This is a genomic window from Haloferax sp. S1W, assembly GCF_044593955.1.
In the GTDB taxonomy this organism is placed as follows: domain Archaea; phylum Halobacteriota; class Halobacteria; order Halobacteriales; family Haloferacaceae; genus Haloferax.
On sequence record NZ_CP172595.1, the window covers coordinates 852,697 to 867,112 of the forward strand.

Consider the following 14,416-nt stretch of genomic DNA (forward strand, 5'->3'; position numbering starts at 1 on the left):
AGCCCATTTGTTTGTCAGAAGTTGCTCGAAATATACTTCCGAGAGATCACTCGGATATTTTGTTTCCGTCCTGCGTAACGGATCACTGGCCAGTGAACGCGGTTAGCGTCTCTTCAGTGACTCCAGACCGCGAATGGACCGTAACGAAATCGCTCTCCTTGATTACTGTCTGTCCAGTTGGCGTAATCGTTCCTTCATCACGGTTGATTCGGACGACCAGCACATCCGAGGGAATGAGTCCCTCTTCGTTCGCTTCTTGAAGTGTTTTTCCAGCGATTGGTGACTGCCCTCTAACAAGAACTTCGACGACATCGGCGTCCCCGGCCAGACCAGCGACGCCTGTGACTGGGGAAGCCAGTTTTTCATCTCGGGGTCCGAATGGGGCATAGGGGCGGAAATATTCCCGGTGGACCAAATCCTCGTCGTCGATTTCGATGCCGAGGGATGTGATACCCTGCGCGATTCGCGTGAGGTCATCGGTATCCGTCCCGACGACTGTTATCCGAAGGTCGCCCTTCCCGGACATAATCTCTCGGACGTTAATCACGCCTGGAACGTCGAGGACGCGCTGGGCCATCTCTTCTCGGTCACGGTTCCCCGTACTACAGACGTACTGGTTCGTGAGCCGTCCACCGACGTTCTGATAGTTGATATCGGCATGATATCCCCGTATTACCCCCGCTTCCTCAAGTCGGCGAATCCGATTCCGCACGGTCGGTGCTGAGACGTCGACCTGCTCAGCAATATCGGGCGCAGATGTGTGCCGAGCCTCTTGTGAAAGATAATACAGGATTTGTTCATCTGTCGTATCGATCTGAAGGTCCATATTTATACCTAGAGATTGGTGGCATAGGTGCTTTTAAGTTACTATGCGGTATCCGTTTGAACCTCTGACTGCCCTGCAAAATCTGACAGGGGCTGCATCGCTGAATCGCGCTTAAACCGGCAGTAGACGCGTTGATGACGTCGTCAAACGAAAGGAAAATATAATGTACCCATTCTTCGTGTTCGTTTGGAAAGGCGGCAATTATTTATTGATTCACAATATGGATTCGTGTATGACTACACTATCCCCCCTCGTTGCAGCTCTACTGAACGGCCCAGAGAATGCGACCACCCATCAACGTATTCCCCCAGTATCGGATGTGTCCCACTCCTCCGAGTGGCACTTCTGGGGCGATTCACTCCGTGAACCCGATGACTATCGTACTTCTGTGAACAGGTGGTGAACTTATGGATGACTCAAATGAGGGTCCGGTGCCACCGAATACCCTCTCTGATGCGCTAATTCAGCGAATCGATTCGCTGGCGCTCCCTGAATTGAAATCCGTGCTTTCGTACGTCGAGCACCGTATCGAATCTCTTCGTACCTCAATCGAAGAGGAAATTGAGGCGAGTGCTGCTGGAGAGGTCCTCAAAATAGCGGATCATGGCGCGTACGCGCTCGTGCGAAAACATCCCCCTGATCCGGATCGTTCCGGTGTGGATACGGACCGCGTATCGCTCTATCACGTTCGCCGGGAGCATCGGATGGACGGAACAGAGTCCTTGCACTGGGCGTATCTCGGAGATGTCTATAACGCCGAGCAAATTCGGTGTGAGTCCTGTGGAGGACGCATCGACAAGGAAGCGTCTGTCTGTCCTCATTGTGGCACTGAGAATGTGTACTATACCGAGACGGAGGAATAATCATGTCTGAATCAATCACAAAACACCTTGTTGTCCCGGTTGCAAACGAAGAGGATGCACGTGAAACGGCACAGGTACTCGATACCTATGAATACGGTCAGTTAACCGTCGTTCACGTCATCGAGAAGGGAGGGGGAGTGCCAGACAAACTCCCTCTCGAACAGGCTGAAAAACGGGCTTCGGAGGCATTCGGCGCGTTTCGTGGAGTCATCCCGGAGATAGACACGGAAACTGCGTACAGCAGAAGCGTCGTTGCTGCGATTATCGAAGTGGCGGCCGATGTGGATGCCAGTGCTATCGCATTTCGCCCACGGGGAGGGTCTCGTCTCGTCCAGTTCTTGTCCGGTGATACAGCACTCAAACTAATCACGGACGCAGACCGTCCGGTCATCGCACTTCCAGAAGAGACTGAAAACGAATGACAGCCGACGACTCAAATATGCACACACGGAGAACGCACACGACGGAGGGAGTATCGTATGAGTGAGACCGAGCAGGAACTCGCCCGCGACCTCGGCTTCCTCGAGGCCTACACTATTGGTCTGGGGACGATGATCGGGGCAGGAATTTTCGTTCTCCCGAGCATCGCTGCCGAGCAGGCCGGTCCCGCCAGTATGATTTCGTTCTTCGCTGGGGGCCTGGTTTCGTTGTTAGCAGCGCTCTCGCTTTCGGAGCTGGCAACAGGGATGCCGAAAGCTGGCGGCAGCTACTACTACGTCAATCGAGCGCTCGGGCCGTTCTTCGGGAGTATCGTCGGTTGGGGGATGTGGGCTGGGCTGACGTTCGCTTCGGCGTTCTACATGATCGGTTTCGGCCAGTATCTGCTCCCCGGACTCGGAAAGTACGTCGGCTTCCTCGCTGGCTGGGGCCAAATCGGGATTACCGTTGCTGCGCTCGTGATGGCAGCAATCTTGACCGGCGTCAACTACTACGGGGTCAAGGAAACCGGCTCGCTTCAGAACGTTATCGTCCTGACACTCGTGGGCCTCATCGTTGCGTTCCTCGGTCTTGGTATCATTAGTGGTCCCACCATTCAGGAGTTCAATCCAAACGGTTGGCCGGCTGTTGCAGCGACGATTGGGACTGTCTACGTGACGTTCATCGGGTTCGAGGTTATCGCAACCAGCGCTGAAGAAATCAAGAATCCGAGTCGGAACCTTCCGCTCGCGATGATCGCGTCGGTGGTAACGCCGACGCTGATGTACGTCGGTGTTATGTTCGTGTCGACGGGGACGCTCTCGATTGATGTCCTCACAGCGTCGCCGATTCCGGTTGCCGACGTGGCCACCGAATTTATGGGGTCAATCGGTGCCCTAGCGATGATCATTGGTGCTGTCCTCGCGACAGTATCGAGTGCGAACGCGAGCATCCTTTCGGCTGCCCGCGTCAATTTCGCGATGGGCCGGGACCGAATTCTCGTCAACTGGCTCAACGAAGTCCATAGTCGGTTCCGGACGCCGTACCGGGCGATTACAGTCACTGGAATTATCACTCTCGTGCTGATCGCGGTCGGCGTTGGGATCGGTACGCTCGCCGAGGTGGCGAGCTTCATGTACCTCGTGACGTACGCTCTCGTTCACGTTGCTGTCGTCGTGTTACGTCGGGCAAACCCAGAAGCGTATGAGCCGGCTTTCAAAATCCCGAATGGCCTGTATCCCATCGTGCCGATTCTGGGATTCGTAGCCTGTCTGGCGATTCTGGTGCAGATGAACGTCATCGTTCAGGGTATCGGAACCGTTATCGTCGTCTTCGGTGTGTTCTGGTACTTCTTTTACGCACGCGACCGGGCACTCAGTAAGAGCCTCGTCGGCGAAGCTATCGCTCCCGAACCGACTACGATGGCGGACGGAGAAGGACGCTATCGCGTCGTCGTCCCGGTCGCGAATCCGGAGACTGAACGGGACCTCCTTCGAATGGCTGCGGCCAGCGCGCATGCTCACGAAGCCGATAACGCTGAGGTGATCGCCGTGAACGTCATCGAGGTTCCGCACCAAACCTCACTCTCTCAGGACCTCACCTTCGAAGAGGAACGTGTCGAACGGCAACAGGAACTGCTCGACTCTGCCCGAGATATCGCCACTGAGCTCGACATCGGGCTTCGGACTCGGGCGATTGTCGGGCGTAACGCCGGGTCTGTCATACTCGACGTGATCGAAGAGGAAAACGCGGACCACGTCCTGCTTGGTTGGCAGGGTACCCGAAGTCGGCGTGAACACGTCCTCGGGTCAACGATCGATCCGGTTATCGGGCGTGCTCCGTGTGATGCGACACTCGTGAAGCTCGGGCCCGAAGATGGACGCGGCGAAGGGGATGTCATGGTGCTTGCTGGTGAGGGTCCTCACGCACCAATTGCGGCCCAGCGTGCTGCTGAGTTCGTCGCTGCGGCTGACGATGCCTCGTTGACGCTCCTCAACGTACAGTCCCCAGAGAGCGATAGTGCCGAGGACCTCTCGCCGACCGAGCGTGGTGAAGAAGTGATTGCCGAATTAGCTGAACGCGCTGGAATCGAATACATGGCGTACGATTCCAAGGTGGTCGTAGCTGAGGACACTGAACAAGCCATCGTCGAGGCTGCCCAGGAGTACGACACGGTCTGTGTCGGTGCGACACGAGCGGGGACGATTTCGCAGGCAGTATTCGGGTCACTACCAGAGAAAATCGGCGCAGAACTAGTTCAAACCGTCGTGATGGCACGTGGGGAAGAGGAATCCCCGATGTCAATTCGTGAAGCCCTGATGCGGAGACTGGAGGTCTAACTATTATGTACATTATCATCATCGGCGCTGGGGATATCGGGACACCGCTTATCGACATTGCGACGCGGTCTGGCAACGAGGTCGTCGTCATCGAGCGCGATGAGAAAAAAGCGAATCGAACCGCAGACCAGTTTGACTGCTTAGTGTTGAACGCCGACGCCACAACGAAAGACACCTTAGAGGATGCCGGTGCTGAACGGGCCGATGCGCTCATCTCGACGACGGATCAGGACGCAACGAACGTGATGACCTGCCTGCTCGCAAAGGAATTCGAGATTCCTGCGATTCTCTCGGTCGTCCATAATCCAGAGCACATGGAGTTATTCGAACAGATTGGCGTGAACACCATGGAAAACCCCCAACAGCTCATCGCCGAGTATCTGTATCGTGCTGTGGCACGGCCAGCGATTGTTGACTATATGCGCATTGGTGAGGAGGCTGAGGTCTTCGAAATTACAGTCACTAAGGAGGCACCAATCGCAGGGAAAACGCTCCAACAAGCCACACAGGCAGGGCTCCTCACCCATGAGATGCTCGTTGTTGCAATCGAGCGCGAAGAGAACGACCACCCGATTACTCCCCGCGGGAATACGACAATCAAGGAAGGTGATCTTCTGACTGTGTATTCTGGCGTCGGCGCTGACCCCGAGATTACGGACATCTTTGGTCACTATGAAGATCGAATTGAGTGAGCAGACCCTGCCAAGGCCGAGTACAATTGCTGGGCACCTGATCGCGAACACAGGGTACGTATGAACGGATCTGTTGCAACAGTCGGACGAGACCTCGGTCGCATCTTAGAGGCGCTCGGTGGGCTGATGCTCGTCTCGTTCGTCGTTCCGGTCGTCTGGGGAGAGTATTATGCACTCCCGGCGCTTCTGCTTTCGGCCGGTATCCCATTGGGAATTGGTCGGGTACTGTATCGACGATTTCAGGATGCTGAAGCTCCGGGCCGACTCCACGGGATGGTTGTCGCTGCGTCGGGGTGGCTTTCAGTGGGCATCTTCGGCTCTCTCCCGTTCCTGCTAATCGCGTGGAGTGCTCAGCTCGGCGTACCGGGATTCACAACACCCGCTCAGACGGCGACGCTCGCAGCGTTTACTGACCCGCTTAATGCCATTTTCGAGAGCATGAGCGGATTCACTGGGACCGGGCTTACCATGACCGACAATGAGGAAGTCCTGCCACGCACGCTCCAGTGGTGGCGGACCTTCACCGAATGGGTCGGCGGTGTCGGTGTCATCGTCTTGACGACGGCGATTCTTTCGCGCCCTGGCAGCGGGTCGCTGACACTCTATGAAAGCGAGGCCCGATCAGAGAAGATTCACCCGAGCATCGTCTCGACCGTCCGGACCATCTGGTGGATTTTCACCCTGTTCACGTTTATCTCAATTCTCGCACTGTGGCTGGCTGGAATGCCGATTTGGGGCGCGATCAATCACGGTATGACCGGCCTCGCGACCGGTGGCTTCTCGATTACGGATAACTCGATTGCGACCTACGACAGCATCGCGATCGACTTCGTGTTGATTCCGATTATGCTTCTGGGAAGCATCGCGTTCCCGGTACACTACCTCATCCTCCAGGGGGACCTCCGGAACTTCTACTCGGATCTTCAGACGCGGTGGGTGTTCGGCTATATGGGCATCGGCTCGGCGTTGCTGTGGGGATTCCTTTACTTTGGGGGTCCCTACGAGACACCGTTTGATGCCTTGCGATACGGTCTGTTCCAGTTCGTCTCGGCTGCTACCTGTACTGGGTTCCAGACGGCTGTTGATTCGACCAACGTCGCACTCGGAAGGTGGCCGTCGTACGCCCAACTGACAGTCACGTTCGGGATGTTCGTCGGTGGTGCAGCTGGTTCCACCGTGGGTGGTATCAAACTCATTCGTGGACTGACGCTCGCGAAGGGAATCCGGTATCAAATCGCGGATGTCTTCTACCCCGAGACCGCAGTCCGGCGACTGAAAATCAACGGCCGGCGACTGAATGACGAAGAGGCGAGTCGTGAATTCATGGAGGCGGCAATCATCGTCGTCCTCTGGATCACGTTCCTCGTCGTCGGTACCTTCGCCTTGCTACTCACGCTTCCATCCGCAGAGTTCTCGCTCGCTAATGTCGTGTTTGAGGTGGCCAGCGCACAGGGGAACGTCGGGCTCTCGTCGGGGATTACGGGACCTGAGTCGCTTCCCACAGTCGGGAAAATCGTGTTCCTCTTCAATATGTGGATCGGGCGGCTCGAAATCATTCCGGTCCTCGTGATGCTCCGAACTATCTTCCGGCGTGGAGGGCTGTACTCATGAAACTGGATGATTTCCCCGTCATCTACTACGTGTTTGAGGCCGGTGCGGATAATCGAGTCTTTGACTCACTACTGCTGCTTGGTCCACTCGTAATCGGGCTGGTCGTAATGCTCGGCCGGTCACTCTTTACCGAAGTCCTTGCAGTCGTGTATATCGCTGTGTTCGTTACGTATACCCTGTATCAAGGGATTCGGGAGTGAACCCCACAACACAACAACTGGACAGTGGGGTCCCCCGCGTTCACCCCGCCCCGTATGGCTGGCATCCTCAAGGGCTGGCTCCGGTGGTGGCTATCTTTGCAGGACTGGTGTGTTGCGCTCGTTGTCAGAGTCCACTTTTATTTAAGCTTCCCACATGTAGAGTTGACTTGGTGCTTGAATCGTGACTGCGGAGGCAGGGATTATTCCACTCGTAGTGATCATCCTCGGTCTCGGTGTCGTTGCGCAAATTCTAGCCGACCGACTCTCGATACCGAGTGTTCTCTTCTTAATCCTCGCCGGTATTGCTGTTGGACCTGAGGGCCTGAATATCGTCGGTCTGGATTCGTTTGGTGGTCCAGAACCGCTCTCCGGTATCGTCGGTATCTCAGTCGCCATCATCGTTTTCGAGGGGGCATTTCATCTCAAAATCGACAAACTCCGGCAAGCCCCACGTGAGGTATTCCGGCTAGTCACTATCGGCGCGTTCTTCACGTTCGTCGCGACCGCGACCGTCGTTCGATTCGCATTAGATGTTCCGTGGGCGCTCTCGTTTCTCGTCGGCGCGCTCCTCATCGCAACTGGACCGACCGTAATCACACCGATCTTGAACGTAATTTCGGTTCGCGACCGGGTCGGAGCCGCTCTCGAAACGGAAGGAATCGTGAATGACGTGACGGCTGCGATTCTCGCGGTTGTCATCTTCGACCTCGCCGTACAGGGTGAGACGGCTCTCCCGGCCCTCCTTGAGTCATTTGTTGCCCGGCTCGGAGTTGGTCTCCTCGTGGGGGCTGTCACGGCCGCAGTCATCTGGTATCTCCTCAAATACGTCGATTTGACACCCTCGAATGCGGTACAGAATGCTCGGCTGGTCGTCCTCATTGGTGCAATTGCAACGTATGGGTTTGCAGAAGCGATTGCACCGGAAGCAGGCATCGCGGCTGTTGCTTCTGCGGGCCTCCTCCTCGGAAACGCTGATCTTCCACACGAAGACGAAATTGAGGCGTTCAAGGGGGATATCACGCTGATCGTCCTTTCGTTCGTGTTTATTTCACTCGCAACCCTGTTATCTTTCAGTGAACTCGTCTCGCTCGGGATTGGTGGGATCATCGTCGTCGCTGCTGTGATTCTCGTGATTCGCCCTGTTGCCGTCTTGTTCTGTACCTATGGGGAGCGATTTACGTTCCGTGAGCAGTTGTTCGTGAGCGCTGTCGGCCCTCGTGGAATCATTCCAGCCAGCGTCGCGACACTGTTCGCACTCGAACTTCGCTCAACCAGCCCCGAGCAGGCCACTGTTCTCGTCGGGTCGGTCTTTTTAGTTATCCTCACCACTGTCGTTTTCGAGGGTGGTTTTGCCCGCCACATCGCACAAGCACTCAACGTACTCCCCATGCGTGTAATCATAGTTGGCGGCGGTCGCGTCGGTCGCGGCCTCGCCGAACGACTGGAGGACCGAGGCGAAAATGTCGTTATCGTAGATAAGGACCAAGATGCCGTTGAAACAGCACGGGACGCTGGATTTAGCGCTCACCATGGCGATGGGACTGATACCAACGTCCTCCAGGCGGCGGGAATCGAGAATGCCAAAATCGTCGCTGCAGCGACCGCTAACGATGACGCAAACCTCCTCATTGCACAGCTTGCAAACACGAACTACGACGTCGAAACGGTCATTACCCGAGTGAACACACCGGACAACGTGGAAGCGTTCGAGGAGCTGGGCGTCCGGGCTATCTCAGCGAACGATGCGATTGCCCACGAGATGGACAACGCCATCGAGCGGCCTGCACTTTCGGAGTGGATGACAGAACTCGGTCGCTCCGGTGACGTACAGGAGATTGAGGTCACAGCAGACCGATTGGTAGGTAAGTCCATCAGGGAACTTGATGAATACCTTCCAGACGGAGTGCTGATTGCGCTCGTCAGCCGAAGTGGCAACTCCCAAATTCCCACTCCTGAGCTAACGCTCCAACGTGGGGACCATCTCACGTTTGTTGGGCGACGCGACGCGGTTCACACTGCAATCGAACAGTGTCATCCAAAACTGTGATGCTCACTTAGAAGGTTTTCAGCTTACACACTTCAGACACGCCACCCGAGTGAAACTGCCATTTGGTCGTCTCCCCACCGCGGAATCGCCCACACTGTGCTAGCGATTCACAGTGTTCGGTGAACTAGCTCTCACTATGGGACGACTCGTTCGACTTCGGAGGTGGTGGAGGGGATGACAGAGACAGTTCGACTCGGCTTCACGGGTGACGTGATGTTCGGCCGCCTCGTGAACGAGCGACAGCAACACCGCCCTCCACACGCGGTCTGGGGGTCGATGCGAGAGACGCTCCAGTCGCTCGACGGCCTGTTCGTCAATCTCGAATGCTGTCTCTCGACGCGGGGCGAACAGTGGCAACTGACGTACCGTCCGTTTCACTTCCGCGCGGACCCCGCATGGGCGATTCCGGCGTTGCAGGACGTGGGCGTGACGTGGGTCACGCTGGGAAACAACCACGTCCTCGATTACGGGGAAGTTGCGCTCGAAGACACCTTCGACGCACTGGAGGAGAGTCAGATTCCGTACGCTGGCGCGGGGCGAACGGAAGCCAATGCGTGGGAACCCTCTCACGTTCGCGTCGCTGGCCTCGACGTGGCGCTCGTCGCCTTTACCGACAACACGCCGGAGTACGCCGCCGATGGAGAGAGTCCGGGAACGGCCCGCGTTCCAATCACGCTCGACGACGACGCGGTGTTGGAGCGTGTCGGGTCCGCGCTCGACTCTGCCCGCGAGGCCGACCCCGACCTGCTCGTCGCCTCACTCCACTGGGGGCCGAACATGCGCGAGTACCCCCCACAGGAGTTCCAAGACTTCGCGCACTGGCTGGTCGACCACGGCGTCGATATCCTCCACGGTCACAGCGCCCACGTCTTTCAGGGCGTCGAGGTGTACGACGGGTCGGTGATTCTCTACGACACGGGCGACTTCGTGGACGATTACTCCGTGGACGAGACGCTGCGAAACGACCGGAGCTTCCTCTTCGAGATTCGTGTCTCCGCGGACGGCGAACTCCGCGAACTCCGCTGTCACCCGACGGAAATCGACACGTTCGCGGTGCATCACGCCCCGTCCGCCGTCGCGAAGTGGTGCCGAGACCGACTGCAGGAACGGTCGTCGTCGTTCGGAACGCGGTTCGAGCGGGCAGGCGACGGTCTTCACGTCGACGTTGCGGCGTCCTGACGCGGAGGGCCGAACTCGCGGCCGACAATTATGGTCGCAGCCGACGTATGATGTCCTATGGCTGCCGAATCACGGGGTTCTCCGGCACCGGGACTGACACTCTCCGAGACGCGACTGCTCTTGGGAGTTGGGCTGGCGGTCGCGCTCGTCGCTGGATTGGTCTTTCGTATCGTCGGCCACCTCGTGTTGGACCCGTCTCGACCGGCGGTCGTCGCCGCCGTCTTCGTCGCGACGGTGCCCGCGATGTGGCTCCTCGCCGTCGGTATCTTTCGATGGCGTGGTCACACAGACGGGGCTCGGCGGGAGGCGGCGGCCATCTTGGTTGTTCCGGGGATGCTCGTCGATGCCGTCTCGACGGCTCTGTTTCAGGTCGTCTATCCGAACATGGTCCTCGGTGCGGCGGGTCTCTTCGGCGGCCTCCTCCTGTTAGCCTACGCGACCATTCTCGTCGCAGGCTTCGTCGAAGTGCCGTTTCGAATGGGGGACGTCGCCGTCGGGACGTGACCGACTGATTTTGTACTTCCACTCACAGGGAGAGTTATGGACTACCGTCTCGACGAGATTGACCGCCTAATCTTGCATGCGTTGATGAGTGACGCGCGTGGCACGTCCGCGCCGATGATTGCAGACGAGGTGAGCGTCTCGCCGGGAACGATTCGGAACCGCATCCACCAACTCGAAGACAACGGCATCATCACTGGCTACCACGCTAACGTCGATTTCGAGCAGACCGGCCACCGATTTACCAATCTCTTTGTCTGTACTGCGCCGGTCCCGGAACGCGAGCGACTCTCGAAACTCGTCCGGGAGATTCCGGGCATCGTCAACGTCCGTGAACTCCTTTCGGGTCGCGGGAACCTCCACGTCCTCGCCGTCGGTGAGGATATGAACGACGTGACCCGAATCGGACGCGAACTGTCGAATCTCAGGTTAGACATCGAAGACGAGAATCTCGTTCGACGCGAGTCGTTCGAACCATACAGCCCCTTTGGGCCGAACGAGCGACCGGGATTCGGTGCCCTCGCTGACGTGGTGAGCCTCGCCGGTGGGTCGGAAGTCGTCGAACTCGTCGTCGCCACCGACGCGCCAATCGTCGGGAAGACGCTCGGCGAAATCGGTGACGACGACCTCCTCGCCGACGACGTTCTCGTCGTCTCTATCGAACGCGACGACGACATTCACACGCCGCGCGGGGGGACGACCATCGAACCCGACGACGTGGTCACGTTGCTCTCGCGTGGCGGCGTCAGCGAGGAGACGATTCGGCTCTTCGCGTCGCTCGAGACTGACGACGCCGACGTAACTGTGGCTTCCGACGAGAACGCCGAGGAGTGAGACGAGGGCTCTCGCAGTCGAAATTTGAGTACAGCTACGCCTGTCGAGGGTAGTCAGGCTGCGAAAGAAGGGATGGGTTCGAAGTCGCGTCAGTCCGACGACGAACCGAACGCGGTCGGAACGGTCACATCCGTGTGCTCGGAGAGGTAGTACGCCGCACCGAAGAGCGCGACGACACCGACGCCGAGGAGGACGAGCGGACCGACGCCGTACCCGCTTACGAGGAAGAGCACCGTTGCGATTGCACCGGCGAGAAGCGCGTACGGAATCTGCGTGTTCACGTGGTCGACGTGGTCGGAACCGGCGAACATCGACGAGAGAACCGTCGTGTCGCTGATGGGCGAACAGTGGTCACCGAAGAGCGACCCGGTGAGGATGGCACCGATTGCGCCCGGCAGCGGCGCGCCGAGGTTGAACGCCAGCGGCACCGCGACGGGGAACATGATTCCCATCGTCCCCCACGAGGTACCGATGGAGAACGAGATGATGGCCGCCGCGAGGAAGACGACGGCGGGCAGGAGTTCAGGCGTGATGACGCCTTCGGCGATACTCACGACGTAGGGTCCGACACCGAGCGCTTCGCTGACGGAGCCGATGGTCCACGCCAGCGAGAGGACGGCCACGGGGAACATGACCATCTTGAAGCCCTCGAAGATAGCGTCGCTGATGGCTTCGAGTTCGACGCGGGCGTGACCCACGAGGATGGCGAGGAGCAGCGCACACGCCGAGAAGACGCCCCAGAGGATGGAGTCCGCGGTGGCTGCACCCTTCAGTGCTTCGACGGGGGCCTCCGACGGCCAGCCGCCGGAGTACAGGAGACCAAAGCCGGTGACGGCAACGAGCACGACAATGGGTGCAGCGAAGTACCACCAGCGGGCATCGACGTGGTCGGGCGTGACGATGTCTTCTTCGCGCGTCTCGATGAGGGGGTCGGCGTTGTCCTTGAGGACCTTCCCCTCCTCTTTGGCGCGCTTTTCGGCGCGCTTCATCGGGCCGAAGTTCCAGCCCATCACGAGGAGGATGAACACGAGCGTGACGGCGAGCAGGCTGTAAAAGCGGAACGGGATGCTCTGGAGGAACACCACGAACGCGCTCTGCTCGATGCCGAGCGCCGTGAACTGTTCTTTGATGAGACCGACTTCGAAACCGACCCACGTAGAGACGACTGCGACACTCACGACCGGTGACGTGGTGGAGTCGAGGATGTACGCGAGTTTCTCACGGCTGATGTCGAACTTGTCCGTGATGGGGCGCATGACCGACCCCGTAATCATCGTACTCGCGTAGGAGTCGACGAAGATGAGCATCCCGAGGATGCCCGTTCCGATTTCTGCCTGTTTTCGGGTCTTGATACGGGCGATAATACGCTGTGCGAGCGCGTTCATCCCACCCGAGAGGAAAATCATCCCGAGCATCGCACCCGAGAGGAACGTAAACAGGAGCAGTTTGCTGTTGAACGATGCCGTCACGTTGTTGATTACCAGTTGGAGCGAGTGCGCTGCCCCAGCGATGGGGTTCCATCCCATCAGGATGGTCGCACCAATCCAAATCCCAGTAAACAGTGACAGGAGCACCTGTCTGCTCACCAACGTCAGGATGATGGCGAAGAGCGCTGGGAGCAGACTGATAATCCCGTACGATTCTGCTGGCATGACAAGAGTTATCTCACCATGTAGGTTTGTTAAAGGTTTCCAATTAGGACTAAAATAATAAAAGAAATTAAATGATGAGGGATACCTAAAATCGAGGTCAAAATCGACAGACAGCGGTACGATTTTTCCCTTATATGACGGCGTCGTACGCTTGACGCATGATATCAATCGCCTCTCGCAGTGAGTCGGTGTCAGTGGCGTATGAGAGGCGTGCGTAGCCCGCTCCGTGCTCGCCGAAGGCCTCGCCCGGCACGATGATGACACCCCGGTCGAGACACTCGTCGACAAACCCTTCAGGCACCTCGGGCATGGCGTAGAACGCGCCTTTCGGCGTGGGGACGTGGAGTCCGATATCTTCGAGCCCCTCGACGACGATGTCGCGGCGCTTTCGGAACGTTTCCGTCATCTCGTCGATACGGTCCTGCGGGCCGGTGAGTGCTGCCTCGGCGGCGAACTGGGCCGGTGCGGAGGCGCATGCCTGTACGTACTGGTGGACGCGGACCATGCGCTCGACGCGGCGAGAAGACCCGTAGACCCACCCGAGTCGCCACCCGGTCATCGAGAAAAGCTTGGACGCGGAGTTGACGACGACGACGTTGTCGGTCTCTGCGAACTCGATGGGCGAGCGGTGTTCACCCTCGAAGACGGTGTACTCGTACACCTCGTCGGAGATACAGAGCACGTCGTGTTCGTCCGCGATGCGGGCGAACGCCTCGATATCCTCGGGCGACGACACCGCGCCCGTCGGATTACCGGGGCTGTTGACGATGAAGGCCGCCGTGTTCTCGGTGATGGCCTCCTCGACAGCGGCGGGGTCCAGTGTCAGGTCGTCGCGGAGTGGGACCGGCACGGGTTCGCCGCCCGCGAGCTTCGTCAGCGCGTCGTAGGAGACGAATCCGGGGTCGGGGATGATGACCTCCTCGCCCTCGTTCACGTGGGCCTCGATGGCGAGGTGGAGGGCTTCGCTCCCGCCCGCGGTGGCGATGATGTCGTCGGGGTCGAGGTCGATGCCCTGGTCGCGCTGGTGCTTTTCGGCGATAGCCTCTCGGAGGCTAAGCAGGCCCTTGTTTTCGGTGTAGCCGTCGGCTTCACCGGATTCGATTGCCTCGATGGCGGCCTGCCGCGCGTGGGTGGGCGCGGGGAAGTCTGGTTGGCCGAGGCCGAGGTTAATCGCGTCTTCGCTCGCTGCTTCGAACACCTTGCGAATCCCGCTGATGGAGATGCGCTCGACTCGGTCGGAGAACTCCGTCATACT

At 58.4% G+C, this 14,416-nt stretch carries 13 protein-coding genes; 10 read left to right on the plus strand and 3 right to left on the minus strand.

Annotation, left to right across the window (positions count from 1 at the left end; translation table 11 throughout):
* Positions 1-82: 82 nt before the first annotated feature.
* Positions 83-826 carry a winged helix-turn-helix transcriptional regulator gene (locus ACH9L7_RS04535; RefSeq protein WP_396612548.1) on the minus strand — a complete coding sequence of 248 codons (744 nt, stop codon included), beginning with the start codon at positions 824-826 and terminating at the stop codon, positions 83-85.
* Positions 827-1,233: 407 nt separating this feature from the next.
* On the opposite strand from ACH9L7_RS04535, the gene ACH9L7_RS04540 reads away from it, so the two are divergent.
* The 10 genes from ACH9L7_RS04540 (at position 1,234) to ACH9L7_RS04585 (ending at position 11,509) form a co-directional block, all read left to right on the plus strand.
* A complete protein-coding gene (locus tag ACH9L7_RS04540; RefSeq protein ID WP_396612549.1) occupies positions 1,234-1,689 on the plus strand; it encodes a zinc ribbon domain-containing protein in 456 nt (151 codons plus the stop codon).
* 2 nt (positions 1,690-1,691) lie between these two features.
* Entirely contained in the window at positions 1,692-2,111 is a 420-nt protein-coding gene (locus tag ACH9L7_RS04545; RefSeq protein WP_396612550.1) for a universal stress protein, read from the plus strand.
* A gap of 57 nt (positions 2,112-2,168) precedes the next feature.
* Positions 2,169-4,445 (plus strand): amino acid permease, encoded by a 2,277-nt coding sequence (locus ACH9L7_RS04550; RefSeq protein ID WP_396612551.1) that lies wholly within the window; start codon positions 2,169-2,171, stop codon positions 4,443-4,445.
* A 5-nt stretch (positions 4,446-4,450) separates the two neighbouring features.
* Positions 4,451-5,137: a potassium channel family protein gene (locus tag ACH9L7_RS04555; protein WP_396612552.1), complete on the plus strand. Its 687-nt coding sequence runs from the start codon at positions 4,451-4,453 to the stop codon at positions 5,135-5,137.
* 60 nt (positions 5,138-5,197) lie between these two features.
* Positions 5,198-6,748, plus strand: coding sequence for a TrkH family potassium uptake protein (locus ACH9L7_RS04560; RefSeq protein ID WP_396612553.1), 1,551 nt, complete (start codon positions 5,198-5,200; stop codon positions 6,746-6,748).
* Positions 6,745-6,948, plus strand: a complete 204-nt coding sequence (locus ACH9L7_RS04565) for a hypothetical protein (RefSeq protein WP_396612554.1) — start codon at positions 6,745-6,747, stop codon at positions 6,946-6,948. The genes ACH9L7_RS04560 and ACH9L7_RS04565 overlap by 4 nt, the downstream gene beginning before the upstream one ends.
* 247 nt (positions 6,949-7,195) lie before the next feature.
* Positions 7,196-8,995, plus strand: a complete 1,800-nt coding sequence (locus ACH9L7_RS04570) for a cation:proton antiporter (protein WP_396613220.1) — start codon at positions 7,196-7,198, stop codon at positions 8,993-8,995.
* A 174-nt stretch (positions 8,996-9,169) separates the two neighbouring features.
* Positions 9,170-10,174, plus strand: coding sequence for a CapA family protein (locus tag ACH9L7_RS04575; RefSeq protein ID WP_396612555.1), 1,005 nt, complete (start codon positions 9,170-9,172; stop codon positions 10,172-10,174).
* Positions 10,175-10,231: 57 nt separating this feature from the next.
* Positions 10,232-10,678 carry a DUF5367 family protein gene (locus ACH9L7_RS04580; RefSeq protein ID WP_396612556.1) on the plus strand — a complete coding sequence of 149 codons (447 nt, stop codon included), beginning with the start codon at positions 10,232-10,234 and terminating at the stop codon, positions 10,676-10,678.
* A gap of 36 nt (positions 10,679-10,714) precedes the next feature.
* The gene (locus ACH9L7_RS04585; protein ID WP_396612557.1) at positions 10,715-11,509 is read left to right on the plus strand and encodes a TrkA C-terminal domain-containing protein; all 795 of its coding nucleotides are present in this window, start codon (positions 10,715-10,717) and stop codon (positions 11,507-11,509) included.
* A gap of 89 nt (positions 11,510-11,598) precedes the next feature.
* Here the strand turns inward: ACH9L7_RS04585 and ACH9L7_RS04590 are convergent, their stop codons facing one another.
* Positions 11,599-13,161, minus strand: a complete 1,563-nt coding sequence (locus ACH9L7_RS04590) for a Na+/H+ antiporter NhaC family protein (protein ID WP_396612558.1) — start codon at positions 13,159-13,161, stop codon at positions 11,599-11,601.
* Positions 13,162-13,291: 130 nt separating this feature from the next.
* Entirely contained in the window at positions 13,292-14,413 is a 1,122-nt protein-coding gene (locus tag ACH9L7_RS04595; RefSeq protein ID WP_396612559.1) for a pyridoxal phosphate-dependent aminotransferase, read from the minus strand.
* Positions 14,414-14,416 lie beyond the last annotated feature (3 nt).

What these genes read in the sequence shown, in the direction of transcription:
- ACH9L7_RS04535 (WP_396612548.1), bottom strand. Translation starts at nt 826, where the DNA reads ATGGACCTTCAGATCGATACGACAGATGAACAAATCCTGTATTATCTT.
- ACH9L7_RS04540 (WP_396612549.1), top strand. Translation starts at nt 1,234, where the DNA reads ATGGATGACTCAAATGAGGGTCCGGTGCCACCGAATACCCTCTCTGAT.
- ACH9L7_RS04545 (WP_396612550.1), top strand. Translation starts at nt 1,692, where the DNA reads ATGTCTGAATCAATCACAAAACACCTTGTTGTCCCGGTTGCAAACGAA.
- ACH9L7_RS04550 (WP_396612551.1), top strand. Translation starts at nt 2,169, where the DNA reads ATGAGTGAGACCGAGCAGGAACTCGCCCGCGACCTCGGCTTCCTCGAG.
- ACH9L7_RS04555 (WP_396612552.1), top strand. Translation starts at nt 4,451, where the DNA reads ATGTACATTATCATCATCGGCGCTGGGGATATCGGGACACCGCTTATC.
- ACH9L7_RS04560 (WP_396612553.1), top strand. Translation starts at nt 5,198, where the DNA reads ATGAACGGATCTGTTGCAACAGTCGGACGAGACCTCGGTCGCATCTTA.
- ACH9L7_RS04565 (WP_396612554.1), top strand. Translation starts at nt 6,745, where the DNA reads ATGAAACTGGATGATTTCCCCGTCATCTACTACGTGTTTGAGGCCGGT.
- ACH9L7_RS04575 (WP_396612555.1), top strand. Translation starts at nt 9,170, where the DNA reads ATGACAGAGACAGTTCGACTCGGCTTCACGGGTGACGTGATGTTCGGC.
- ACH9L7_RS04580 (WP_396612556.1), top strand. Translation starts at nt 10,232, where the DNA reads ATGGCTGCCGAATCACGGGGTTCTCCGGCACCGGGACTGACACTCTCC.
- ACH9L7_RS04585 (WP_396612557.1), top strand. Translation starts at nt 10,715, where the DNA reads ATGGACTACCGTCTCGACGAGATTGACCGCCTAATCTTGCATGCGTTG.
- ACH9L7_RS04590 (WP_396612558.1), bottom strand. Translation starts at nt 13,161, where the DNA reads ATGCCAGCAGAATCGTACGGGATTATCAGTCTGCTCCCAGCGCTCTTC.
- ACH9L7_RS04595 (WP_396612559.1), bottom strand. Translation starts at nt 14,413, where the DNA reads ATGACGGAGTTCTCCGACCGAGTCGAGCGCATCTCCATCAGCGGGATT.